The following is a 25,607-nucleotide window of genomic DNA, read 5'->3' as shown; positions in this document are numbered from 1 at the left end:
CCAGATTGTCAAATTTAAGACCTTGCCCCACCCATTTTTCTGTAGTATTACCGGAAAACGCTTTCTCTATTGCGTCTCTTTTTTAAGTCAAAACGATTAGCCCCGCACGATTTGCCACAACTTGATGACCTCTTTGTACAGCACATCCACGGTCACTTCGAAACGCAAAGAAGATTCCAGGTCTTCATCCCCTACCAATAAGGTCAATACACCTTCTTCTGCTCGTTCCTTTAATTGAATCTGTTCTCCGCGAAAATGAAGCAGTACTTTATAGGGGAATTCCGCCGGTGTTCGTTGTTCCAGCTGCTCTTCTCCGATTTGATAGCTTAACGGAAATAGCAGTACGCGTCCCTTTAGTCGCTGCTCTATCCCGGCCGCTACATTTAATAAGTAGTTCATGCGTACAACATGCTCTTCTACTTTTCTGTCCGCGTTGTACAAATAAAGAGGGAGCAGCGCGGTATCCACAAAGGACCGCAACTCCTCCCAGTTTTCAAAATCGTTCAAGTTCCACTGCATAGAGCCGTCTCCTCATTTCCTTGTTCATTTCTGGAAACAAGCGTACCATGAATGGTCGGAGACTCGCAATAACGCATACGATTATGTATTTAGGCTTGCTCGTAAGCCATGATTTCTTTTAATTCGTCTGTTAAGCGCAAAAACAGCTCTTTGTTTTTCGATGCAAGTGCCTCATCAATCTCCTGGATTAGCGTGCGCTTGCGATATTGACGCATCTGCTCGTCGATCACCATTTCAGATAGCAAACCGGAAACCATTTGATTGTTCGTTCCGTACGCGTTGGAATAGAAATTCGGCCACTCCATACCCATCCCTCACTTCAATAAAATAGTCGTTTCGGTAAAACCATTGTATTTTCGAAGCCAAGTCTGGCTCGCATACGTTGCGGTGTATAACCACTGTCCCTGTTCGTCTTGGCCGACGCGCAACAATCCTAGATGCACCATCATTTTGCATACCCGATTCACCAAGATATCCGTAGGCGAATCGTAGTAAAACTCTTTCATCCAATGGAGCAGCGTGTCCATCAACGATTGCTGACTTACCCAACCACCCGACGCGATCAACGGAATGAGCTGAACCAGCATCGGCAAGTTCGGGACAGCCCGCTTGTACAGCCTCATCCAGAAGCGAATGACATCATGGTACAATTGATCGTTATACGGTTGCTCCAGTCGCTCCCTTCCTGCTTCCGTTACTGCTACCTTGCCGTCCACTTCTTCTATCCATCGGTGATAGTAGCAGAAATCGTAGAGCAAGGAAAAACGGTCAGGGTATAAATCAAAGTGCAGACCGTACCCAAAACGCCATTTTTGCGGCAATAGCGGCTCTTCTTTTACGTACAAAAATTGAAAAAGCTGCTGCTGATGACGCTTGTACATGCCACCTTCTGCGGTTAGTGGTACTGGCTCCTGCTGGAGAAATTGTAAAAATTGCATGATATCATCGCATAGTGCTGTCCCTTCATCCCTGTAAGCTTGCGGACCGGGATGAAGGAATACGTTTGACTCACGCCACTTTGTCAGCCACGCTTGCAAGTACGGCTCACGGATGTCCAGCGGAATTTGATACTGCCCTACGGTTTTACTTTTCGCCGGAAAAATCCATCCTCGCTTCATTGCAGCTGCGACAAACCTTCGCCCTTCCTCCTGCTTTTTTTCCTTTTCACACTCCAGTGCCGCCCCGGCTTTCGCCAACAAATCCTCAAGCGACATGACCGTACGCTTGTCCAGGAACAATTGGAGCAAAAAATGGGTTTCTGCACTGCTCAGCTGCTCAACTTCTTGAGAGATTGTCAACCTGTGCCTCAAGCTAGACAACAGCGACGTAATCAATTCGTTTTTGGAATGAGGGTTGCATTCGCATCCGTAATGGTTGGCAATCTGATGGAGCTGCCGGATATCGGTGTACACCAAGATCTCAGCCAAGTTCATCTGTGCATCCCTTCTTTACGATGGCTTACTTGTCTCTCATTCTTGCCAAAATGCGGAAAAATAAACAGGAAGCCACCGAAGTGACTTCCTGTTTGTCATTTTTTATTGCTCCTCTTCAGATTCATGGTCCCACTGGTCGTGAAGTTGTTGGTATTCTTTCGCTTCCTCATAGCGCCCGGCTTGAGTCAATAGAGCAATCAGCCTGCGGATTTGATCCAAATCGAATCCTGACAACGATACATATTGCTTCAGTGCCTCAATAGCTGCTTCAGTTTTCCCCATCGATAGATTCACATCTGCAGCTAATGGATAAGCAGCCACATACTCCTCGTCAACTGCTTGCAAACTGCTGACCAATTCTGCTGCTTCATCCAGTCGTCCTACGTGGAATGCCATCAATGCACATCCGTAGAGTACTTCTGGCGAACGATCCATGACCAGCGCCTGACGGAATACTTGGTAAGCCTGTTCAAATTGACCGCTTTGTGCGTACGAGCGCCCCTTCGTCAAAAGCATGGACAGACTTTCATCGCCAGCTTGTTCCAGGAGCTTCATTGCTTTCTCGTCTTCTCCTATGCGGAAATACAAGTTACCCAGTGCTGCCATAATATCTTGGTTGTCTGGCTCCTTTAGTCTTGCTTGTTCCAAATACTTGACCGCTACTTCATCTAAATCTTGGAGTGAATACAGATCCGCTAACAACAAGTCAAGCTGGATGCTTTCAAAGCCAGATTCTTTGCATTCATAGAGAAGGTGTTGCGCCGTCTCAAAATCGCTGGAATCCAAAGCAATCTCCGCTAACAGCAGCTGGCATTCTCTGCGCAAAGAGGACTCCATTTGCGGATTTTTGGCCATGACATCTGTCAGCAATTGACTCGCCTCTTCCATATGACCGAGTCGATACCAAACCTCTGCCAAATACATCATGACATCCGGCAAATCTTTTCCATGCTCCTGAACCTTTTGCAAAGCGGTCAAGCCCAACTCCAATTCATCGTTTTCGATCCGCTTGATCGCTTCGTCTATGACATACAGCCACTTTTTCGGCATTTCTTTCACCTCATATGTATTTTGCGTGGCCTTGTTGCTCTACGCGCTTGCTGAACAACCACTCTAATAAAATAGCCACAAAAGACCGTCCGAAGACGGTCTTTTCTTTTACTCTTGATCATATACCATTATGCTCGCGTTAGCCAGCTCATTGTAAGAACAGTAATAAGGATTCCAAAAATACTAAGTACAATGCTGTAATTCGGCTTGGCTAAATCAGGAGAAGTCGGCTTCCCATCGAGCGGTACGATCGAAGCAGTAGCATGTTCCAGAGAATCTCCTTGCGACGTATATGGCTGGGCTTCAACCACGTATGTACCGTCGTCTGTTTGCATGGAAGAAGAAATGACTTGCGCTTTTGGCGTATTAATCTCCATAACTTCTCCGTTAATAACGAGTGAATTCGCATGCTCTGTGGTACTTGTATTCACATATAAAGTGAACGAAAAAACCATTAGCAGCAAAACAGCTACACTCGCACCCATGCGTCTCATTCTCGCTGTCACGCTGAAAATTTTTCTGCCAATCGGGATCGCCCACTGCTCTTCCGATAAGATACGGGCCATCACCGCGTCTACAATGGAACGTGATGGAGTTACTGAATGGTATTCTTCTTTATCCATTTCCATCCACTCACCACTGTCCGACCAAATCTCATAGTCGGAACGACAGGCATAGCATGCAGCCATATGGTGATCAACCCGGCGTTGGGTCACCTCAGGCAACAGATTTTCGGCGTATTCAGGCAGTATTTCCTGAACTTCTTCACATCTCATCATCGATTCATCCCTTCAGCTTCATCCAAATGAGGGTCCAGGATGTAGTTTTCCAACTGTCCACGAATACTTTGCCGCGCTCGAAACAGTAGAGACTTCACAGAGCTCACTGTTAAATCCAGAATCGTAGCGATTTCTGTGTAATCCATTTGTTCGTACTCGCGTAATATCAGTGCTGAGCGTTGCTTCTCTGGCAAACTGTTAATTGCCAGTCTTACCATGCTCTCCCGTTCATTCCGGAGCAAAACTTGCTCAGGCAGTGTCTTGGGAGATGCCATAGGCACTTGCAACGTATCATCCAGATACACGTCAGAATTGCGACTCTTGCGCAATTCACTGAGTACGGAGTTGCGTGCAATCGTATAGAGCCAGGTGGAGAATGTAGCTTCTACATCTCGGAAAGAATGAATGCTCTTATACGCCTTGTAAAACGTCTCCTGACATATATCCTCCGCTATATGCTCTAAATGTGCCTGACGCAAAAGATGAGTGACAAATGAGAGGATCTTTTTTTCATATCGACGAATCAGTTCAGCATAGCATTCCAGATTACCTTCTTTAATCTCTCGGATAAGCTGGGAATCGGTCATGATCAGGATTACCTCCTTGCGATTCCGATCCCTCAGCGGCCTTTTGCATAATTAGACTGCTGGGGATGTAAAAAGTTGCGCGACCTTACGATTCTTTTTCTCGTCTGTCTGCTGGAAACCATTCACGAAAAAACCCCCAAACTGGGGTTATATGACATAAGCGTAGGGCTTCGTGTCAATTAAACACTTACCCATACCAATCAAAGGGATAAATCGCATATTTCGATATATCCATTTACCGTTCGACATAACAGATGTTGGAAGATGCATTTCACTAAAATTGAGAATAGTGGAAAGATCATTCTTTGTCAACCAGTTTTCCTTTTTCAGGAAAACGATATCAGCGTCTGCGCCAGTTGTCAAGCTTCCTTTTCGCGGATACAGTCCAATTGCTTTTGCAACATTTGTCGAAGTGAGCCTGACTAGCAAGCAAAGCAATTCTTCAGACGTACACCAGCTCTTTCGTGTATCAATCCGCACATCGTGAATTGGAGACGCTACTTGCCAGCTCCCAAACCATTGACGATGTAATTGACGAAGACCTTGATCTGTCACTTCAGCAGGCAAACGAAAGATATGCAGGTACGGGTCATTTTCTTCAAAATGAAAGGCCGCTTGAGAATCCGTAATGACTGTGCGTAACCGCCAATAACGAGTAGCCTCCATCCAAATCTGTCGAATGAGTTCCCGTTGTTCTTTTTTCAAAAACGGATCATTTTGCACCTGCATGTGCAAGATCGTATGTTTAGACGTATGAAGTTGCAAAAGCGTTTCCCATTTTATTGTGGAAATTTCTTCTGGATTTCGAATCGTGACATGAAATGAAGAATAGCCATGGTTCATCCACTCCGCTAAGCGGTCACCGTGAAGATCGGCGACATCGATTTCCACGTGCCAAACATAATCTAACAAACTGTTGAAGTGCTGGGTTTGTTGATAGTGAATTTGCGGTCTGCTCATCCAACGCTCTGGCCGGAAAACGTCCACCAGGCTTGTACATCCCGAGCTGATGAGATTTCGCATAGCTTCTATATAAACATCTACATCTTTGATTTTATACAACGAATGTGTCGGGAGTGCGACGAAACCGGGCAAAAGATACATATCCGTAGCATCTATTTCTTCAAATAAATCGTTGAAGGGGTTTTTCGTCAAGGTATCTTTAGCAATTCGTACAATTTTCCCATGACGGATCCAAATATCTGCTTCTTTCATTCCTCTTGCTGTGACAATCGTTCCCCCGCGTATGACCATCCCTTGCTCCAGCATAGCTCGTCCCCCTCCCACTTCTCATGCACACACTACCCTTGTACGAGCATATGCACAGAAAGGGGAAAAAGTACTAATTAGGGCCAAACCGTTTTTTAGACAAAAAAAGACCGCCGTTGATGTAAGCGCATTCAAACGACGGTAGCACACACGTGCTTTCTTATATTGGATAGGAGTGGAGAGAAACCATACTGTAGTTTTATAATAAACGGAATGTAAGCGCTTGTCAAATCATTTTTGCTAAAATTCGGAACGCTTTGTCTTTGCACCAAAAAAAGAAGCCTGCTACCCTTTAAAGGCACAGACTTCTCTATCATTCTTTATGATTGACTGATTTTCACAAGCAAGTCATGGAAGCCAGGGAACGATACATCAATCGCATCATCATTTTCGATCGTCGTCTCACCCTCGGCAACGAGACCTGCGATCGCCATCGCCATGCCAATTCGGTGATCCCCCATGCTATCGATGACAGCCCCTGTCAATCCTGTCTTTCCTTCGATGATCATTCCGTCATCGGTAGGTGTCAACCTAGCACCGAATTTGGACAGTTGACTAACTACCGTGGCAATACGGTCTGTCTCCTTTACTTTCAGCTCTTCGGCATCACGGATAACGGTTTGTCCTTTGGCCTGCGTTGCCATGACCGCAATCACCGGAATTTCGTCAATCAGGCGCGGAATGATATCTCCGGCAATTTCAATACCGTGCAGCTCCGAATGCGTCACGAGGAGGTCTGCAACCGGTTCTTCATTTACGATTCGCTCATTCAAAAGCTCCAAGCTTCCCCCCATCGCCTTGACAACATCAATGATGCCCGTGCGGCTTGGGTTGATTCCGACATTTTCAATCAGAAGAGAACTGCCTGGTACGACCATTACGGCGGCAATCAAAAAGGCAGCGGAAGAAATGTCACCAGGAACAGAAATCGCACGGCCCTTCAGCTTTTGTCCGCCTTCTACTGAAACGGTCAAGCCATCACGCACGACTTGTACACCAAATGCTTGCAGCATACGCTCTGTATGATCGCGGGATAAATGCGGCTCTGTTACACTAGTCACGCCTTTTGCCTGCAACCCTGCCAACATAATCGCTGACTTCACTTGTGCACTTGCAACTGGGGATTGATACGCCATCCCTTGAAGATCCCCACCTCGAATCGATAACGGTGTGTATTCGCCATCTTTTCTTCCATCGATTTTGGCGCCCATTTGACGGAGCGGTCCGATCACCCGACGCATCGGTCTTTTGGCAATGGACTCATCGCCTTCCATCACCACATGGAAAGGCTGTGTTGCCATGATCCCTGCCATTAAGCGAATGGTCGTACCGGAGTTCCCTACATCCAAATGTTGAGACGGTTCCTGCAAGCCATACCAGCCTTTGCCTTGTACGGTTACGACGTCTCCTTGTTGTTCAATTTCGATCCCCATCCGACGAAAGCAGCTAATCGTGCTCAAGCAATCGGCACCCGGCAAAAAGCCTTCAATGGTTGTGGTTCCTTCTGCTAGAGCTCCAAACATGACGGCACGATGGGAAATAGACTTATCTCCTGGCACGCGAACGGTACCTTTGATTTGTTTGGCTTGTTGTACGCGAATCATTACTTCCACTCCTTTTCTCTCTCACGCTCTCCCAGATCACCAGTCGCACTGTGAAGCGTCTTCGTTGTAAAGTGTGTTTGCATAAAAAAACTTATGTGCGCTTGTATACATTGTAATCGAAAAAGCGAAGAACTTCCTCTCCCTTTTCCAACTCTTGTTGCGAATGGAACGTAATGCGTAGCACCCCATAAACGTCTTCTCGTGTCTCTCTGATTTGGAGATTCGTGATGTTGATATGTCTTACTCCCAAGAGTGTCGTAATTCGTCCGATTTCACCCGGGTTGTCTGGGATATCGATATACAAATCGTTCAAAGGAGGCAATGCACCCGTTTTGCGCTCGGGCAAGCTATCGCGGAATTCTCGTGCCGTTTTGAAGAAATGCTCGATCCCTTCTGGATCTCCCTGTTCTACAAGGTGAACGACATCTTCCAATGCGTTTGCCCAATCTTTTGCGATTTTCAGGATCGGATCACGGTTTTGCAGCAAGATGTCACGCCACATCTGAGGGTTGCTCGATGCAATGCGCGTAATGTCACGGAAGCCACCAGCAGCAAGGGTTGCATGCCAAGCATTTTCCTCGTCGTACTCTGCCACCAGATTGACCAAAGCAGACGCGAGAATGTGCGGGAAATGGCTGACTGCACCCACGACCTGATCATGCGAAGCCGCGTCCATTTGCACGACTTTTGCGCGAGTCAGTGTGAGTAGTTCAGACAATTGCTTTACTTTTTCTTCAGGTGTTCTCGGCGCTGGTGTCAAAACATAATAGGCGTTTTCCATCAGACGGTCAGAAGCAGCTTCCACGCCGGATTTATGCGAGCCAGCCATCGGATGTCCACCAATAAACGTAACATGATCGGGAATAACATCCACCGCTTGTCTGACAATACCTGCTTTTGTACTGCCAACATCCGTAATGATCACACCAGGCTGCAGCTCCAATTCCACTAAAGAACGAATGGTTGCAACGATTTGCTCTACAGGTGATGCGAGGAAAATAACATTTGCTTCTCGAACTGCGGTCTGCAAATCCGTTGTGCCAGCATGAATGACACCAAGAGTCAGTGCTTTATCCAAACAATCCTGACGTAAATCGTAGCCGACTACCCGAATATTTGGATCGCGTCGCATTGACAGCGCAATTGAACCGCCGATCAACCCGACGCCGATTACAGTAATGGTGGTTTTTTTCATCTCCACTCTCTATCCTTCCTTCATCTCTCTTTAGACAAAGATGCCGAGGCATGCCCGGCATCTTGAGTCCTTTATTTCAATGCTCCAGTCACGATTTCTTTTAAGACAGAAAGAATCTTATCATTTTGCTCTGTGGTCCCGATGGTAATACGTTGAAAACCTGGGAAGCCTAGCGCATTACCAGAGCGAACGATGATGCCTTGAGAGAGCAGCTTTTTGAAAACCTCATCGGAATCCCTTTTCAAATCAACCAAGATAAAGTTGGTCTGAGATGGATAGTAGGAAAGCCCCCACTCGTCAAAGGAATCCGTAAACTGCTTCATGCCTTCACGGTTACGATCTCGGCATGTTTTCACAAATTCCTGGTCTTTTAACGCCGCACGTGCTGCTACTTGGCCAAGTGTGCCTGTATTGAACGGCTCACGCACATGTTCCAGAGAGGAAATGAGCTCTTCTGACGCGATCCCGTAGCCGATACGAAGGGCAGCCAGGCCGTAAATTTTGGAGAACGTACGCAAAATAATCAGGTTCGGATACTCAGCGAGCATCGGTACTGTTTGTGGATATTCTGGATCAACCACATACTCGTAGTAAGCCTCATCCAAAACAACCAGTACATCTTTTGGAGCCTTTTTCAGAAAAGCTTCCAATTCGGATGTTGTTACAATCGTACCAGACGGATTGTTCGGATTACATACCCATACGACCTTCGTCTGTTCGTTGATGGCAGCCGCCATCGCTTCGAGATCGTGAACGCCATCTTTCAACGGCACCTCAATTAAGTCTGCACCTTCAATAATCCCATTTGAGCGATATTGCGAGAACGTTTGCGTCGCCATGACTGCATTTGTTCCTTCGCCCAAAAAAGCACGAGAGATCATCAACAAAATTTCATCAGACCCGTTGCCGAAAAATAATTGGCCTGGTTTGACCCCGAGGAAGTCAGCAAGATCCCAGCGTAGACTGAGGCTTGCACCGTCTGGATAAAGGGCCAAATTGTCCAACTGTTCCGCAATGGCAGCTTTTGCCTTCGGTGAGGAACCAAAAGGATTTTCGTTGGACGCCAGTTTGATGACTTCGGTCAAACCATATTCACGTTTCACGTCATCAATGGGCTTGCCAGGTTGATATACCGGGGCATTGAGTATGCGTTGTTTCGGTTGCATCCACGTTCACTCCAGTCACATTTTTCCCACTATTGTAGCGCACTGGCTAACTGATGTACAAAGGTTTTTATTTTTTCTACAGCTTCTGGCATCTGTTTTGGGTCTTTCAGCTGCTCAGCATGCTCCTCGATTTGCTGTACAATGGCACTTCCCACAATGACACCATTTGTATGGGGTGCTACTGCTCGTACCTGATCCGGTGTGGATATTCCGAAGCCTACCGCAGTAGCAATCGTTGTGCTGGCCTTTACTCGTTCCAGAAAATCTGCCAAATCCTCTCGCAGGTCCGTGCGGGCACCCGTTACACCGAGCGACGATACACAATAAAGAAATCCGGTTGCTTGCGCGCCGATCGTATTGATTCTGGAACTGGAAGTTGGTGCCACGAGCGAAATGACATGAATGCCACTCTGTTTTGCTGCGCTTACTGCTGGACCGTTTTCCTCAATCGGCAAATCAGGAATAACAACACCGTCAGCACCATACGCAGCGAGATCGGCAAAAAAGCGCTCGATACCATATTGCAAAACCGGATTGAAGTAGGTGAACAGGACGATGGAAGCCTCCATACCTGATTCGCGAAGCCTTTTGACCAAATGCAAAGCATCCCCGATCGTCACGCCATTTTTCAGCGCGCGTTCTGAAGCTCGTTGTATCGTTGGTCCGTCTGCCAACGGATCGGAGTAAGGGACGCCGAGCTCGATGAGATCAGCTCCTGCTTCGACCATCGCTTTTACGAGATGAAAGGTTGCTTCAATCGAAGGATCGCCTACCGTTAGAAACGGGATGAATCGTTTGCGATCACGATCCGCAAATAATTGATCGATTCTGTTAACAGCTGTCGTCATGGTTACTCTCCCCCTTCTGCTGTCAGCGCTTCTTGAATAGTAAGCACGTCCTTGTCGCCTCGACCAGATAAACAGATAACCAGTATTTTGTCTGAAGACATCTCTTTCGCACGTTTTATCGCTTCAGCTATTGCATGTGCGCTCTCCAGCGCTGGAATGATGCCTTCCGTTTGGCAAAGCACTTGTACTGCCTCGAGTGCTTCCGCATCCGTTACGGATGTATAGGTCACTCTTCCACTGTCTTTGAGATAGGCATGCTCAGGCCCTACTCCTGGATAATCCAAGCCAGCCGAAATCGAATGCGCTTCTTGCACCTGTCCGCAATCATTCTGCAACAAGTAGGTCAAGGAACCGTGGATGACTCCGGGGCGTCCAAGTGTTAGTGTTGCCGCATGTTTTTCGGTATCGATTCCTTTTCCTGCCGCTTCTACCCCTCTGAGCGCGACAGACTCATCCTGAATGAAAGGATAAAACATGCCAATCGCATTACTGCCGCCACCGACGCAAGCAACGACCTCGTCTGGAAGCCTTCTGAGCATTTGCAGGACTTGACTGCGCGTCTCTTCTCCGATAATTTTTTGAAATTCGCGAACCATGTACGGGTATGGATGTGGGCCAACAACAGATCCGATGACATAAAACGTTTCATCAACATGGGAAACCCAATGGCGAATCGCTTCGTTTGTCGCATCCTTAAGTGTACGTGAGCCGGATACAGCAGGGATGACTTCAGCACCAAGCAGCTTCATCCGAAAAACATTCAACGACTGGCGACGAATATCTTCTTCCCCCATGAACACTTTGCAAGAGAGTCCGAGCTTTGCCGCAACGGTTGCACTTGCCACTCCGTGCTGACCAGCGCCGGTTTCGGCAATAATTGATTGTTTGCCCATCCGCTTGGCAAGCAATGCTTGACCCAAAGCATTGTTCAATTTATGTGCACCCGTATGGTTGAGATCTTCTCTTTTCAAATAGATTTGAGCGCCGCCGACCGCTTTCGTCAAACGCTCTGCATAGGTGAGCGGGGTTGGGCGTCCAGCATACTCGCTGAGCAATCCATTCAATTCTTGAACAAATACCGGGTCACGACGTGCTTCTTCAAAAGCGATCTCGAGCTCTGTCACCGCATTCATCAAGGTTTCCGGAATAAACTTGCCTCCGAAGGCACCAAATCGTCCGTTTTCGTCAGGCACGACTCGCGTAGTTGTTTGAATGTTGTTCATGCGCCTTCACCCTTTCCACTAATGTTTTTATTTTTTCGGCGTCTTTTTCGCCATCCGTCTCTACTCCACTGGATACATCGACAATCCCTGCTTGATACGGTCCCATTAATTCTCCGACATTCTCCGCATGAATCCCTCCTGCGATGATGCAGTTTGCTTCCTCGCATGCAGCTTGCAATGTAGGGATTTGCTCCCACGAAAACTTTTTCCCTGTGCCACCTGCTTGACTAGGGTCATACGTATCAAATAAAAAGGCACTGACAATGCCTTGATAGGATTGGATTGCTTGAGCAGGATCCGCTTCCCCGCCCACTGCCAACGCCTTCCACACCGGAATAGCGAACCGCTCCCGAACTTGCTGGCAAAAGTGCGGCGTCTCCTGTCCATGCAACTGGATCACGGATAACGGTGCCTCGTTTAGCACTTCCTCCAGCTCTTCCATCGTCGGATTAACGAACACCCCAACAGCAGGAGGATGGCCCGGAACAGTTGCAAGCAATTGTCCAGCCGTCTGGGCATCAACTTGTCGCTTACTTGGGGCAAAAACAAGGCCTATATAATCGACTTCCAGCTCTTTTAACAGCACAAGTGTTTCCGCTCGCTTAATCCCACATATTTTTAAACGAGTCATACACTCACCCCCGGTGCTGCTTCTCCCACGAGATCAATGACTGCGCGCTCTACGTCTGTTTGGCGCATGAAATGCTCTCCAACCAGCACAGCCCGGGCACCTGCACTTCGTACATTCTCAATATCCGCTGGTGTCGAAATTCCACTTTCGCTCACGATCGTCAATGACGCAGGCAGTTCTGCAATCAACTCATGCGTAACGGCCAGGTCAGTTTGAAACGTATTTAAGTTTCGATTGTTGATCCCGAGCAATTTAGGTTCCATTGCTTGAAAAACAAGCTCGCATTCACGTTTGTCATGCACCTCAACCAGTACGTCCATGCCCAGCTCCTCGGCAGTTTGGTTCAGATGGCGAAGTGTTTCCCGATCGAGAATGGCAGCAATGAGCAACACACAATCAGCGCCTGCTGCTCTTGCTTCCACGACTGTAATTTCATCAAGTAGAAAGTCTTTTCTGAGTAATGGACGATCTATTGCCTCGTGAATTTGTCGTAGATAGCTCAGGCTCCCTTGAAAAAAGGACTCATCTGTCAAAACAGACAAGCATTCTGCGCGAGCGGCCTGATAAGCCTTCGCTATGGTCACTGCCTCGAAATCAGGTCGGATTAACCCTTTGGATGGCGAGGCTTTTTTTACTTCGGCAATCACGCTTACAGGCCGTACACTCGTCTCCAATGCTTGACGAAATCCGCGTGGACGTTGGACTTCCTTCGTTGCAAAAAGCAATGCTGAAACCGTTGTATCTGTATATAGACGTGCGATCTCTTCGCGTTTCTTTTCTACGATTTTACGAAGCATGAATCATACCTCCTGCGATGTGACGAACGTGCTCGAGCTTGCGCATTACTAGTCCGCCGTCGATCAGTTCCGCTGCACGTATAACCCCTGTTTCAATCGAGCTAACTCGATCTGCGAGGTAGAGGATCGCGCCCGCATTAAGCAAAACGATGTCGCGTGCTGCACCACGTGCACCAGAAAACACGTCGTGAATGATCTTGGCATTCTCATTGGCATCACCGCCACGCAAAGCATCCTTTTCATGTCGGCGAAGACCGAACTGCTCTGGCTCGATTTCATATGTCAAAATACGACCATCCCGCAATTCGGCAATATGGCTCGTTCCCGTGACCGTCAATTCATCCAGACCATCCGAACCTGCTACTACGAGCGCTCTGTTCACATCCAGCTCGTGTAAGACTGCGGCTACATTTGGGAGCAGCTTGGCATCATACACGCCCATCAGCTGATGGCTGGCTCCTGCTGGATTCGTCAATGGTCCCAGTAAATTAAACACCGTACGAATGGCCAATTCTTTTCGCGGTCCAGCCGCATGCTTCATCGCTTGGTGGTACAGAGGAGCGAACAGGAAGCAGAGATTGGTCGCACGCAGGCAATCTGCGGCGTCCTTTGGAGATAAATTGACGGGCACTCCCATCGCTTCCAACACATCAGCACTGCCGCTTTTGCTGGAAACAGCACGATTCCCGTGCTTGGCGATGCGTACCCCGTCTGCTGCTGCAACAATTGCACTCGCCGTCGAAATGTTAAAGGTATGACTTCCGTCGCCGCCTGTTCCGCAAGTGTCTACCAGACCTGGCAGATCGATGGGAAAACTCATCGCCCGTGCTCTCATGGCTTTGGCAAAACCGATAATCTCTTCCACTTGCTCGCCTTTCAAGCGAAGACTCGCTAAAAATGCACCAATCTGAGCCGGAGTTGCCTTTCCATCCATAATCTCGCCCATGGCCTCTTCTGCAACCGTCCGTGTTAAGTGCTTCCCAAGCAGAATTTGTTCCAGCGCGTATGTTAGCATGACAACTCCACCTTTCTGACAAACATCTGTTCAGCTTTTTCTAACGCAGAAAGCATCGCTGCTGCTTTATTCACCGTCTCTTGATATTCACTCGCAGGGACCGAGTCCGCTACGATGCCTGCACCTGCCTGTACATGTGCGTAGCCATCCTGAAAGAACAACGTTCGAATCGTGATGCAGCTATCGAGTGAACCATCGAATGAAATGTAGCCAATTGCTCCTGCATACAGATGGCGTGCGTCAGGCTCGAGCTCTGCAATAATTTCCATCGCCCGCAGCTTGGGGGAACCAGATACTGTACCAGCCGGAAAAGCACTCAGCAATGCATCGAAAGCATGCAGTCCCTCACGAAGTTTGCCGGTCACATGCGAAACCATATGCATCACATGGGAGTAGTTTTCAATAACCAATGCTTCTTCCACTTTCACGCTTCCGTAAGCAGAGACCTTTCCTACATCGTTGCGCCCTAGATCCAGCAGCATGTAGTGCTCGGCTCTCTCCTTTTTATCTGCCAAAAGATCAGCCGCCAACGCAGCATCTTCTTGTGGGGTCGCCCCTCTTTTTCGCGTTCCTGCAATCGGCCGCATCTCTACTTTTTCATCTTCTACACGCACGAGCAGTTCTGGTGAAGTCCCGACGACTGTCTCGCCCTCGTATTCGAGATAGTACATATACGGGGAAGGATTCAACGTACGCAGCAATCGATACACCGCAAAAGGATCGACATCTGTCTTTACGGAAAAACGTTGCGACAACACGACTTGAAAAATGTCGCCGGCTGCGATGTATTCTTTCGCCTGCACGACTAGCTGCTCGTATTGCTCACGCGTCATATTTGGCTCTACTGTTAATGGCGTTGGTGTATCTGCCGCTACTTGAATGCGTTGATCCATTTCAAGCGGAGCGGAAACCTTGGTAACCAGCTCCTCGATTCGTTCGCAGACTTGTTTGTATTTTTCGCCAATAGTGTCTTCGGTGTCTCCTGGCTCCACATGGAGGTTCACAACCAATTGAATTTCCTGCTTCAAATGATCAAATGCGATCATCTCATCCACGAACAGAAAGCGCATATCCGGCACTCGTACAGCTTCCTTGCGATGTGCTGGCAAATTTTCAAAATAGCGCAGCGTATTGTAGCCGAAAAAGCCTACCGCACCACCACTGAGACGAGGCAGCCCGGGTAGCTTCGGGCTTTTGTAGCGATCGGTTTCTTCACGCAAAAAGGAGACGGGATTTCCAGTGTGGACAAGCTTTTCACCAGTGCGATAGGAAACGGTGATTTCTTCTCCTTTTGCTTCCACGATTTGAAAAGGATTCATGCCAATGAACGAAAAACGCGCCCAACGTGCACCACCTTCTACGCTCTCCAGCAAAAAGGAATCACTCGTGCGAATCTTCTGATACAAGCGAATCGGTGTCTCCTGATCCGCCAACAGTTTCATGCTTACAGGGATAAGGGAATACGACGCCGAGAGGGTCTTAACCTCGGCAATGGAAGGGAAATACATGGACTCTCATCTCCTCAATTAGTGGGAGAGAAAAGGCAATGAGGCATCCACCTTTTCTACACCCGCTTCCTAGAGCGAGAGGTAGGGGGAGAAATTTTTTGTATACAAAAAAATCCAGACAAAGAGACCTGGATTGGGTGTCAATATGTACCCAGCCTTCTCTTCTCTCCTCGACCTAACTCATCTCAACTCTGCTCTACTCAATCTCTGCTCTCAGCCGGCTTTTGCTTATTACCGGAAAAAACGAGGCGCTCTCGTTTCACTTATGGTAAAAGAGAGCGCCCTAATTGTCAACCGCGATTTGTCAAATCCGGGCGCAGCTTGACTGCATCACGCAAAAAGACGTGTTGAATGTCTTTTGCTGTCTTGTCCGTATTCACATGCATCATGACACGAATACAAAGCGGCAAGCCACCCGGCACCGGGATTTCTCTTGCGCACATAAGTGGGACATATTGCCAAGCTTCTCCTTCAAGCAAGCGGGCCGCTTGAGCAGGGAAAGTCGCACAGAGGTCCTCTGTCGTCGTGATAATGATGCTGCCAATGTCTTCGGGGTTTACTTCATTGCGGCTTACTATTTCCTCCAACAACCATTTTGTAGAGGAGACAATCTCTTCGCGCGTATCGGCTTCCACCGTAACCGCGCCTCTGATTCCTCTCATGCCCATCCTTATCCCTCCACTTCTTCTCTCATGATTCCCAGTATGAGTTCTTCTTCTATATTTTTGACGACTTCAACATGCCCGATTGCCCTAGGCAACACCAAGGCCAGCTTTCCGCCTACCGTCTTTTTGTCTCGTTTCATGGCTTCCAGCACAGCTTCTGGCGAGAGATTGCCCGGCCAAGCCGTTGGCAGGTGGAACAATTCCAGCATCCGTTTCGTGCGATTGTATACGCCTGTCTCGGCAAAACCAATCCGTTCCGCTACCTTGGCAGCCAAACACATCCCAATTGAGATAGCTTCCCCATGATTCAGGGTGGAGTAAGCAGACAGTGCTTCAAACGCATGACCAAACGTGTGACCCAAATTAAGCAATGCGCGCTGCCCTTGCTCTGTCTCGTCTTGAGAAACAATAGCCGCTTTGACTGCGCAACCTTTTTCAATGGCTTTCCCTAATAATTCAGAATCGAGCTGCCATAGCTTATCCGCGTTGTCTTCCAGCCAATCGACAAAGCCAGCGTCGGCGATAAGTCCATGCTTCACAACCTCTGCAAAACCTGCTGCAACCTCACGCTTCGGTAAGCTATGCAATGCTTTCGTGTCGTAAATGACAACTTTAGGCTGATGGAAAGCACCAATGAGATTTTTTCCGAGTGGATGATTGATCGCTACTTTTCCACCAACTGAGCTATCATGTGCGAGCAAGGTAGTTGGCATTTGAACGAAATCAATGCCGCGCATGTACGTAGCAGCCACAAATCCAGCCAAGTCTCCGACGACTCCACCACCGAGAGCCACTACAGCAGACTTCCTGTCCAGTCCTGCATCAATTGCTTCTGTCATCAATCGTTCGTAGACAGCCAGGCTCTTCGATTGTTCTCCAGCAGCGATGACAGCTGAGTGGGCCTGATACCCATGCTGCCGCAAAACATCGAGCAAAGGCTCTAAGTACTGAACGGCTACATTCTCATCTGTGACAATCATCAGCTTGCTAGTAGAAGCAATTCCTGCCTCTACTAGCAACGCTGCTGCATTGTGCAAAAGACCGTCGCCTATCACAATCTCGTAGGAACGCTCGCCCAGCTCAACAGTCAGCTTCTCTACACTCATTAGAACTTCTCCGTGTACGCACGGTATTGACTTACGTTTTCTGCCATGTCGTCAAGAGAATCAGAAGGGAATTTTTCGCACATTGCACTTGCGATCTCCCATGCTACCACTGCCTCTGCGACCACACTTGCCGCTGGAACAGCACAACTGTCAGAACGCTCAATGCTCGCTGAGAATGGCTCTCTCGAGTCAATATCCACACTCATCAACGGTTTGTACAAGGTAGGGATCGGCTTCATGACACCACGAACAACTACAGGCATTCCTGTCGTCATTCCGCCTTCGAGTCCACCTGCACGATTCGTTTTACGGCTGTAGCCGGTTTCTTCGTTCCAAAGAATCTCATCATGAACTTGCGAGCCTTTCAGACCGGATGCCTCGAATCCGATACCGATTTCGACACCTTTGAAAGCCTGAATACTCATAATCGCTTGTGCAAGTCGTCCATCCAGCTTCCGGTCCCATTGCACATGGCTACCCAAACCAATCGGCACGCCTTCAACGATAACTTCTACGGTACCACCGAGGGAATCCCCGTCTTCTTTTGCTTTGTCAATCGCCGCCATCATCAGTGGCTCTGCTTCTTTATCCAAGCAGCGTACTGGTGATTCTTCGGTGCGCGCAATCAGCTCGTCCAGACTTACTTCTTCACGCTTCGCCACGATCTCATTGATCTGGAGTACCTGTCCGCCAATACGGATACCAAATTGAGCCAGCAATTGGCGAGCTACTGCACCGACAGCTACGCGGACTGTAGTCTCACGAGCGCTGGAGCGTTCCAGAATATTGCGCATATCGCGTTGATGATACTTAATAGCCCCGTTTAAATCAGCATGTCCAGGGCGTGGACGGGAAACACGACGCTTTTCTTCAGCGCCTTCCTCTACAGGCTCAGCACTCATGATTCCTTGCCAATGCGTCCAATCATTATTTTCAACGACCAGTGTGATAGGAGCTCCGGTTGTATATCCATGACGGACACCAGAAAGAATTTTCACCTGATCCTTTTCAATCTGCATTCTTCTGCCGCGGCCATGGCCTTTCTGACGACGTGCCAACTGCTCATTAATTTCCTCAATGGAAATCGGCAGGTTGCTCGGTACGCCCTCGATGATAGCTGTTAATTGCGGCCCGTGGGATTCCCCTGCTGTCAAGTAACGCATCTCTATCCTTCCTCCATCCTCCAGGCAGCCTGTATCCCCTTAAGGTTCTCTTTTCGGGGTGCTGTCCTTTATCACTTTTAAGCGCTATAATATCATACCTAGTACGCCGTGGAAATACAAAAGTGGCAAACGTCTGCGAAAAACCTTTTCTTCTTACAGGAAAACGCCCCTCCGTATAAGGAGAAGCGCTCTCTTTACGCTATCGCGAATGAATCAGGATTGACATACCTACACGTTAAGGAAACCTCTATCGTTGATAGCTCACGGAGGAGCGACCGCGTTTTAGAGGAAAGTTTCCATGCGTTCCGGAATATATAAACGAAGCGTTTATATATTCCTACACGTTGAAAAAAGGATTGGGGCTCAGCGGTTTGCGAGTGTGATCCACGCGTATCAAATCATCTAGTTGTGTCCTCTCCGCCCCTAAAATCTGACCACATTCCTGCAGCGTGATCAGCCCTCGCCGGTATGCTTCGATGACCTTGTGTTTATCCATCTGCTGCCTCCTCTTGCAAAGTAGGTATTCCTAGTCTTGGGAAAAAACAGCAGAGATATACCAAGGCCAACATGAATCAACCCATTTTTCGATAGAAGAACGTATCCTCTGTCTCCAGTTGGTATTGTTGCGGCTGAAAAATTTGTTCTGTACTGCCTACAAAGAGTACCCCGCCAGGTTTCAGGGCCCGGCTAAACTTATGATACAACTCATGCTTTGCTTCCTCGGTAAAGTAAATCATCACGTTCCGGCAAATAATCAAATCAAATTGAGAATCAAATGAGTCCGCCAGTAAATTATGTTTTTTGAACGTCACTTTTCTCTTCACTTCGTCCGTGATGCGATAGCTGAGTGTATCTTTTTCAAAATACTTCGCAACGAGGTCTTTCGGGCAATCTTGCAAGGACCGGTCCGTGTATACCCCTTGCTTAGCTTTTGCTAGTGCACCCTCATCAATATCGGAAGCGAGCACGGTCGCATCCATCTTCTGGCGCAACAAAATCAGTGAGAGAGTGTACGGCTCCTCCCCTGTCGAGCATGCCGCACTCCAGCATTTCACCCGCGGCGATTGCTTCGCCAAGCGTGGCAAAATTTTATTCTCGAGAACTTCCCACCTGCCTGGGTTGCGGAAAAATTCCGATACGTTGATGGTCATCCTATCGAGGAACTCATAGAAAAGCTCCTTGTCTTTAGCGATGGCATCGAAATACTGGGCAAATGTGTTGTACCCCCGCTTTTGTCTCAACGAGGTTAGACGGCGCTTCATCTGTGCTTCCTTGTAGAGGGCAAGATCAATTCCAGTCATTTTCTTCACACTAGCTATAAATTGGAGAAAGTCCTTATCTTCCATGCTGAATCGTACCCCCTTTGCAAACTCCCTATCTTCATTCGCTATATTTCGTCATTATCCTATCTGTTTTGACAAAGATTTTGACAAAAAAAAGAAAACCCCAATAAATGGGGTCTTCTCGATCAGTCTTAGATCCAGCGTTGGATTGTTTTCTCGAAGGAGAGAACTTCTTCAGCGGAGAACCACAGGCCGATTTCACGCTCAGCACTCTCAGGAGAGTCAGAACCGTGGATGATGTTCATGCCAACGGAAGTAGCGAAGTCGCCACGGATCGTACCGGAAGCAGCGTCTACGGGGTTTGTTTTGCCCATCATAGCGCGAGCAGTTGTGATTACGTTGTTACCTTGCCATACCATAGCGAATACTGGTCCGGAAGTGATGAAGTCTACCAGTTCACCGAAGAAAGGGCGCTCTTTGTGCTCTGCATAGTGTTCCTCAGCCAGTTCGCGGCTTACTGTCATCAGCTTAGCACCTACGAGTTGGTAGCCTTTTTTCTCAAAACGGGATACGATTTCCCCGATCAGGTTGCGTTGTACGCCATCTGGTTTTACCATAAGGAATGTTTTTTCCATTGTAAGTATGCCTCCATTAGAGCTATGTATTGGTGCATAAGACACCATTGAAAATTTTATCAAAACTAGAGTGGTCAAGCAACAGGAAGACGGTCAAAATATCATTAAAATTTGCGATCGATAATATAATTGGCGATACCTGTCAAAGATGTTTTAGCTTGGTTATTAGGCAAATCTGCAAGAATAGCATGCGCACGGGAGATATAGCGTTCAGCGAGGCGCTGCGAAAAAGCTATGCCCTCATCTTCTCGCACCATACGAACCGCTTCATCCGTATGATCCCAGAACGTATTTTGCGCGATCCATTCCTGGAATTGAGCACGTGCTTTTCCATGATGAGCCGAATAAAGCGCAGGCAACGTAATGTTTCCATGCACCAAGTCACTTCCAGCAGGCTTCCCTAACTGCTTCTCAGTCCCTGTAAAGTCCAAAATGTCGTCAGTAATTTGAAAAGCCATCCCCACATTGTAGCCGTACCAGTACATTTTGCGAATCATATCAGCTGACGCTCCGCTTGCCACTGCTCCTAATTGACAGCTAATGGCAATTAAAAGCGCAGTTTTTCGTTTGATTCTGCGCAAATACGTACGGAAGTTTTGGTCCCAGTTATTCAAATCCTTTACTTGCTCGATCTCTCCCTTGCAAACCTCGACGATTGCATTCGAGAGAATTTGGTGCAATTGCGGGATCGGGAGCTGGGAGGCAATGGCCAATGCCCGTGCAAAAATATAGTCGCCGGCGTACATGGCTACTTTGTTATCCCACTTCATCCGAACCGTATCTTTTCCGCGACGCTTATCCGCATCATCAATCACATCATCATGCACCAGGGAAGCCATGTGGATCAGCTCGAGAGGAACGGCCACATGCTTTAGCTTTTTGACATCGTAATTGCCCCACTTACCGCCAAGCAAAACAAAAACGGGACGAATCCTCTTTCCTCCTGCCTTGAGCAAGTGAGTCGAAGATAGATACAGCTCTCGAACCGGCGTATCAATTGCTTTTTCCAGTTCATCTTCTATGTATTGGACATCTTTTTTCATCTTGAAGTATATATCGACTAGATTCATCCGTTCCACCTATCTCGTCAACGTAGTATTGGTCTGTCGGCCGCCAGCTTGCCACAGATCGACGGTTGCAGGTGCCGATAGAAGTCCCAGCTCCGCTGCGCATCGGTAATAGTACTCCAGTCCAATCCGCTGAACGTCACCGAAATCGTGCTGTAATCCTTGGAAATAGTGGATCCATTGCTCTTTTTCTCCACCGAAATGTGTGTGAACGTAGTCAATCAATGGGGCTGTATTCGCTCTTGTTTTCCTTTTGCTCTCTAAAAAAGAGGCATGGACGTCCGCGATCAAATCATGATGATCGGCAATAACTGCTCGACGAAGAGCCCAAATGGCAAACGTCATGGAATAGCCCGTAAATTGATGCCACAGCTCTCCTAAGTCATAGACATGCAGGTCTTTGGCCGTTCGCTCAGCCGAAATGGCGTCATCCCCGATCAAGAGCGCTGCGTCAGCATCCTCCAGCATTTCTTGCAAAATGGGTTCCTGTGTAACGTAGGAAATCTCATAATCGTAAAACTTATGGAGAATGATCTTTAAGAGGTTCACTGTGGTAGCCGATGTGTTGGTCAAGGCTATTTTGGCACCGTTTAATTGTTCAATCGGCTTTTTGCTGAACAAGAAGAGGGAGCCTACTCTCCCTTTGGCACTGACAGACAGATCTGCCAATGCCACGTATTCGGAGGCATGCTCTGCATAGCTAAACGAAGAAATCGGACCCAAGTCAATCTCGCCATTCGCCATTGCAGTGTTTAACTGGGCAGGAACTTGGCGGATGAATTCAATTCGGTCTTCGAATTTCGCCTGATCAAAATAGAAGTAAACCGGCAATACATTGGTATACAAAATTTGTCCAACACGCAAAGACTTTTGCATGCGTTTATTCCCCCCAACGCCGGAACAGCGAATGTGGTACATCAATTGCATCCAAAGTTTTCCCTACCACAAAATTGATCAGATCATCCATGGTTTGCGGTTTCTGATAGTAGCCTGGCATAGCAGGCAGAATCTTTACTCCCAGACGGCTTAATTTGAGCATGTTCTCGAGCTGAATCGCATTGAGCGGCGTCTCTCTCGGAACGATGACCAAGCGCCGACCTTCTTTGATCATGACATCAGCAACGCGCTCCAGCAAATTACCTGATGCGCCATGCGCGATGCCAGAAACAGTCCCCATCGAGCACGGTACTACGATCATACCGTCACAGCGATAGGAACCACTGGCTGCGGGACAATTGAAATCTCGCAGTCCCCAATAATGTAGCTCACCCGAAAAGTCTAGTTGCAGCTTCTCCTGCAATAGAGCTTCTCTGTCATCTGTGTGCCAATCCAGTTCATCACGAAATACTTGCCAGCCTGCTTCTGTAATCATCAAGTGAACGATATGTCCAGCACGTAAAAGCTCCTGGACGACTCGAACACCATAGATAGCACCACTTGCACCCGTTATCCCGACAGCCCACTTTTGCTTGTTCATGCAATCACCAAATCAATCATCGTAAAGGTAAACATCACGACACTCAAGATGCCGTTCATATTGAAGAATGCCATATCCAGCTTGGAGAGGTCTGTAGGCTTCACTAGCGTGTGTTCATAGATCAAAATCGCACCAGAAATGAGCACACCTACCAAGAACCAAATAGACAAGTCTGCGACTACATACAACGACATCAGACCAACGAAAGTAAGAACGTGGCATACGCGGGCAATCAGAAGTGCATTGGCAATTCCGAAGCGGCTTGGCATGGAATAAAGTCCTTCTTTCCGGTCAAAATCGGCGTCCTGGCACGCATAAATGATATCAAATCCTGCTGTCCAGAACATAACGGATGCAAACAATAGAAGGCCGATGCCATCTACTTGACCCGTTGTCGCTACCCAGCCACCCAACGGCCCAAACCCGATGGCAACCCCGAGAACAAAGTGGCAAAGCCAGGTAAAGCGTTTTGTATAGGAATAAAGCACAAGAACAAACACAGCGAGCGGCAACAATTTCACAGCCAAATCATTTAACTGGTACGCAGCAATGAATAACACAGCAAAGGACACCACGATAAACAAAATGACTTCCACAATCGAAATGAGGCCAGCAGGAATCGCTCGTGTGACCGTACGAGGATTTCTCGCATCAATCACCCGGTCGATGACACGGTTTAAGGACATCGCTGCACTGCGAGCGCCCACCATCGCTACCGTCACCCAAAAAATTTCCGACCAGGTAGGCCATGCATTCTCTACTACAATACTTCCCAAAACAGCTCCCATAAAAGCAAAAGGCAAGGCAAAAAGGGAGTGCTCGAATTTAATCATTTCCAAGATGACTTTCAATTTACGTAGACCCATCTATGACACTTCCTATCTAGTGAAGAAATACCGTTTTACTCCCCATATACGTGTTTGGCGCCAGCGCATATGTCAACCTATGGCTTTGTGCCCATATGCAAGGCTGATACGCCACCCATAAACAATTTGACCTGAACCGGGTCCAAGCCTGCTTTCTGAAACATGCTTGCCAGCTCGCGACTGTCAGGGAAATTGGTCAGGGATTGTGGCAGCCATGCATACTCTTCGTACTTGTTGACTGTCAACTTCGCGATAAATGGCAAAATTTTGTAGAAATATAAGTAAAATAGCTTCCGGTACGGAATGAATGGGGGCTTGGACACTTCCAGAGAAACGACTTTACCGCCCGGCTTCACAACACGCGCCATTTCATTCAAGACCTGCTGAACATCCGGTACATTGCGCAAGGCAAACCCGATTGTCACGAAGTCGAATGTATTATCCTCATAAGGCAGATTCATTGCATCTGCGTTCACTAGCTTTACGTTGTTGCCAACACCTGCATTTGCCACTTTATATGCCCCTACATCCAGCATATTCTGACTGAAATCAAGGCCAACAACACTGCCTTCTTTTCCAACTGCCTTGGCCAATGCAATCGTCCAGTCTGCTGTACCACAGGCAACATCCAACGCCGTATGTCCTGGCTGGATATTCATCTGCTTCATCGTGTAATTACGCCAAGCAATATGACTGCCAAAGCTGATTACATTATTCATTTTGTCGTAATCGTTTGCAATGCTCTCGAAAACGGAGTGAACGTACTCTGCTTTCTCATTCATTTGTGTCTGGTTCACTTGGCTACATCTCCTCAATTACCTTCTTCAAGCGACTGATCCGATGGGAGTAGCGTGCCGTAATAGATGCAAGCATGTTCCGCGTCTCTGCAGGATGTAGCGTACGCACCATTTGCTCACATAAACCGATTAATTCGATGGCTTTCCCCTCAACGCCCGACAAAACTTGCGCGAGTGTAGCCCCAGGTTTTTGCAGCAAAAAACGGGCAAAACCAAAAGGGACTTGTTCTTGCCATTTGAGCTGCTCCCACTCTCCGATCACACTCTCTACCTTGGCTGTTTCCTTCATCAGATCGCTCCAGAAACGACGGCGATCAGCTGAATCGGCATATTCTTCTACAACAGCCACGTATAAGCCCGTATCAATCGTATTTCGCAGTTCCCAGTACTCTTCATCTGATAAAATCTTGCTATCTCGCCCAGCGATGTAGAGTCTCATTTTCGCTTCGTTCACTCGCTGAATGGCTGCCGACAACACTTGAATGGCTTGGATTTCACCCGTTGAAGCCAGAAGGTGATAATAACGACTGCTGTAATAATCACCCGCAAGTACGGTCAGCTGTCGGTTTCGCTCCGCGCTCTGTGAGGAGTCGTACTCATTTTTCACGAGCTCATGCGTGTCCAGTCCCAATTGGACAAGTCCTGTTGCTGTACATAAAACCGAAGCCTTTTCCTTCGGCATACCTTGTTCCAGCAAAAAAAGGTACAACAGCTCTAGACGATTTTCCGCCATGGAAGGAACGTCAACATAATGTTCTACATAGGAATGGGTGATTCTCTTGTAGATTTGTTCGATAATGGACCGAACCTCTTCTACATTCGGGGAAAGTTCTTTGCTCATGCGTCCTCCTCCACAAGCTGCACAACCTAAAGATGTCTGCCTGTTCCGTACTGTTCCTTACTCTTCGGTCTTCCTCTGCCGTC

Annotated in this window: 28 protein-coding genes; all 28 read right to left on the bottom strand. The window is 47.9% G+C overall.

Going from position 1 to position 25,607, the window contains the following annotated elements; all coding sequences use genetic code 11:
* Window positions 1-96: 96 nt before the first annotated feature.
* Window positions 97-519, bottom strand: coding sequence for a DUF2487 family protein (locus tag ACM6JA_RS14530; RefSeq protein WP_414852831.1), 423 nt, complete (start codon window positions 517-519; stop codon window positions 97-99).
* Window positions 520-608: 89 nt separating this feature from the next.
* Window positions 609-824, bottom strand: coding sequence for an IDEAL domain-containing protein (locus ACM6JA_RS14525; protein WP_007716588.1), 216 nt, complete (start codon window positions 822-824; stop codon window positions 609-611).
* 9 nt (window positions 825-833) lie between these two features.
* Entirely contained in the window at window positions 834-1,952 is a 1,119-nt protein-coding gene (locus ACM6JA_RS14520) for a hypothetical protein (protein ID WP_414852830.1), read from the bottom strand.
* Between the two features lie 102 nt (window positions 1,953-2,054).
* The gene (locus tag ACM6JA_RS14515) at window positions 2,055-3,002 is read right to left on the bottom strand and encodes a tetratricopeptide repeat protein (RefSeq protein WP_414852829.1); all 948 of its coding nucleotides are present in this window, start codon (window positions 3,000-3,002) and stop codon (window positions 2,055-2,057) included.
* A 128-nt stretch (window positions 3,003-3,130) separates the two neighbouring features.
* Window positions 3,131-3,781 carry a zf-HC2 domain-containing protein gene (locus ACM6JA_RS14510; RefSeq protein ID WP_007716584.1) on the bottom strand — a complete coding sequence of 217 codons (651 nt, stop codon included), beginning with the start codon at window positions 3,779-3,781 and terminating at the stop codon, window positions 3,131-3,133.
* Window positions 3,778-4,368, bottom strand: a complete 591-nt coding sequence (locus ACM6JA_RS14505; protein ID WP_007716581.1) for an RNA polymerase sigma factor — start codon at window positions 4,366-4,368, stop codon at window positions 3,778-3,780. The genes ACM6JA_RS14510 and ACM6JA_RS14505 overlap by 4 nt, the downstream gene beginning before the upstream one ends.
* 147 nt (window positions 4,369-4,515) lie before the next feature.
* Complete coding sequence (locus ACM6JA_RS14500; RefSeq protein WP_414852828.1) at window positions 4,516-5,637, bottom strand: amidohydrolase family protein; 1,122 nt, start codon at window positions 5,635-5,637, stop codon at window positions 4,516-4,518.
* Window positions 5,638-5,957: 320 nt separating this feature from the next.
* Window positions 5,958-7,241: a 3-phosphoshikimate 1-carboxyvinyltransferase gene (gene aroA / locus ACM6JA_RS14495; RefSeq protein WP_414852827.1), complete on the bottom strand. Its 1,284-nt coding sequence runs from the start codon at window positions 7,239-7,241 to the stop codon at window positions 5,958-5,960.
* A 91-nt stretch (window positions 7,242-7,332) separates the two neighbouring features.
* A complete protein-coding gene (locus tag ACM6JA_RS14490; RefSeq protein WP_414852826.1) occupies window positions 7,333-8,436 on the bottom strand; it encodes a prephenate dehydrogenase in 1,104 nt (367 codons plus the stop codon).
* Between the two features lie 71 nt (window positions 8,437-8,507).
* The gene (gene hisC / locus ACM6JA_RS14485; RefSeq protein WP_414852825.1) at window positions 8,508-9,602 is read right to left on the bottom strand and encodes a histidinol-phosphate transaminase; all 1,095 of its coding nucleotides are present in this window, start codon (window positions 9,600-9,602) and stop codon (window positions 8,508-8,510) included.
* Between the two features lie 29 nt (window positions 9,603-9,631).
* Entirely contained in the window at window positions 9,632-10,450 is an 819-nt protein-coding gene (gene trpA / locus ACM6JA_RS14480) for a tryptophan synthase subunit alpha (RefSeq protein ID WP_414852824.1), read from the bottom strand.
* 2 nt (window positions 10,451-10,452) lie between these two features.
* Entirely contained in the window at window positions 10,453-11,673 is a 1,221-nt protein-coding gene (gene trpB, locus ACM6JA_RS14475) for a tryptophan synthase subunit beta (RefSeq protein WP_414852823.1), read from the bottom strand.
* On the bottom strand, window positions 11,636-12,304 hold the full coding sequence (locus ACM6JA_RS14470; protein WP_414852822.1) for a phosphoribosylanthranilate isomerase: 669 nt from the start codon (window positions 12,302-12,304) through the stop codon (window positions 11,636-11,638). The genes trpB and ACM6JA_RS14470 overlap by 38 nt, the downstream gene beginning before the upstream one ends.
* The gene (gene trpC, locus ACM6JA_RS14465; protein WP_414852821.1) at window positions 12,301-13,101 is read right to left on the bottom strand and encodes an indole-3-glycerol phosphate synthase TrpC; all 801 of its coding nucleotides are present in this window, start codon (window positions 13,099-13,101) and stop codon (window positions 12,301-12,303) included. The genes ACM6JA_RS14470 and trpC overlap by 4 nt, the downstream gene beginning before the upstream one ends.
* On the bottom strand, window positions 13,091-14,116 hold the full coding sequence (trpD, locus tag ACM6JA_RS14460; protein ID WP_414852820.1) for an anthranilate phosphoribosyltransferase: 1,026 nt from the start codon (window positions 14,114-14,116) through the stop codon (window positions 13,091-13,093). The genes trpC and trpD overlap by 11 nt, the downstream gene beginning before the upstream one ends.
* Window positions 14,110-15,624, bottom strand: a complete 1,515-nt coding sequence (gene trpE / locus ACM6JA_RS14455; protein WP_414852819.1) for an anthranilate synthase component I — start codon at window positions 15,622-15,624, stop codon at window positions 14,110-14,112. Before trpE ends, trpD begins: the two co-directional genes overlap by 7 nt.
* Window positions 15,625-15,914: 290 nt before the next feature.
* Window positions 15,915-16,292: a chorismate mutase gene (aroH, locus tag ACM6JA_RS14450; RefSeq protein WP_414852818.1), complete on the bottom strand. Its 378-nt coding sequence runs from the start codon at window positions 16,290-16,292 to the stop codon at window positions 15,915-15,917.
* 2 nt (window positions 16,293-16,294) lie between these two features.
* Complete coding sequence (aroB, locus tag ACM6JA_RS14445) at window positions 16,295-17,395, bottom strand: 3-dehydroquinate synthase (protein WP_414852817.1); 1,101 nt, start codon at window positions 17,393-17,395, stop codon at window positions 16,295-16,297.
* Window positions 17,395-18,558, bottom strand: coding sequence for a chorismate synthase (aroC, locus tag ACM6JA_RS14440; RefSeq protein WP_414852816.1), 1,164 nt, complete (start codon window positions 18,556-18,558; stop codon window positions 17,395-17,397). The genes aroB and aroC overlap by 1 nt, the downstream gene beginning before the upstream one ends.
* A 337-nt stretch (window positions 18,559-18,895) precedes the next feature.
* Entirely contained in the window at window positions 18,896-19,054 is a 159-nt protein-coding gene (locus tag ACM6JA_RS14435) for a hypothetical protein (RefSeq protein ID WP_007716564.1), read from the bottom strand.
* A gap of 76 nt (window positions 19,055-19,130) precedes the next feature.
* Window positions 19,131-19,904, bottom strand: a complete 774-nt coding sequence (locus ACM6JA_RS14430; RefSeq protein WP_047068987.1) for a CheR family methyltransferase — start codon at window positions 19,902-19,904, stop codon at window positions 19,131-19,133.
* A gap of 128 nt (window positions 19,905-20,032) precedes the next feature.
* Window positions 20,033-20,476 (bottom strand): nucleoside-diphosphate kinase, encoded by a 444-nt coding sequence (ndk, locus tag ACM6JA_RS14425; RefSeq protein WP_007716560.1) that lies wholly within the window; start codon window positions 20,474-20,476, stop codon window positions 20,033-20,035.
* A gap of 104 nt (window positions 20,477-20,580) precedes the next feature.
* On the bottom strand, window positions 20,581-21,546 hold the full coding sequence (locus ACM6JA_RS14420; RefSeq protein ID WP_048032638.1) for a polyprenyl synthetase family protein: 966 nt from the start codon (window positions 21,544-21,546) through the stop codon (window positions 20,581-20,583).
* Between the two features lie 9 nt (window positions 21,547-21,555).
* Window positions 21,556-22,419 carry a menaquinone biosynthesis protein gene (locus ACM6JA_RS14415; RefSeq protein WP_390230372.1) on the bottom strand — a complete coding sequence of 288 codons (864 nt, stop codon included), beginning with the start codon at window positions 22,417-22,419 and terminating at the stop codon, window positions 21,556-21,558.
* Between the two features lie 4 nt (window positions 22,420-22,423).
* Window positions 22,424-23,020 (bottom strand): UbiX family flavin prenyltransferase, encoded by a 597-nt coding sequence (locus tag ACM6JA_RS14410; protein ID WP_007716550.1) that lies wholly within the window; start codon window positions 23,018-23,020, stop codon window positions 22,424-22,426.
* Window positions 23,017-23,886, bottom strand: coding sequence for a UbiA-like polyprenyltransferase (locus tag ACM6JA_RS14405; RefSeq protein ID WP_390230368.1), 870 nt, complete (start codon window positions 23,884-23,886; stop codon window positions 23,017-23,019). Before ACM6JA_RS14405 ends, ACM6JA_RS14410 begins: the two co-directional genes overlap by 4 nt.
* 77 nt (window positions 23,887-23,963) lie before the next feature.
* Entirely contained in the window at window positions 23,964-24,683 is a 720-nt protein-coding gene (locus ACM6JA_RS14400) for a demethylmenaquinone methyltransferase (RefSeq protein WP_048032635.1), read from the bottom strand.
* Window positions 24,684-24,687: 4 nt separating this feature from the next.
* Window positions 24,688-25,524: a heptaprenyl diphosphate synthase component 1 gene (locus ACM6JA_RS14395; protein ID WP_414852815.1), complete on the bottom strand. Its 837-nt coding sequence runs from the start codon at window positions 25,522-25,524 to the stop codon at window positions 24,688-24,690.
* Window positions 25,525-25,607 lie beyond the last annotated feature (83 nt).

The sequence above is a fragment of the Brevibacillus sp. IT-7CA2 genome (assembly GCF_949767855.1).
Classification (GTDB): Bacteria; Bacillota; Bacilli; order Brevibacillales; family Brevibacillaceae; genus Brevibacillus.
This window is presented reverse-complemented; position numbering and strand designations above follow the sequence as displayed.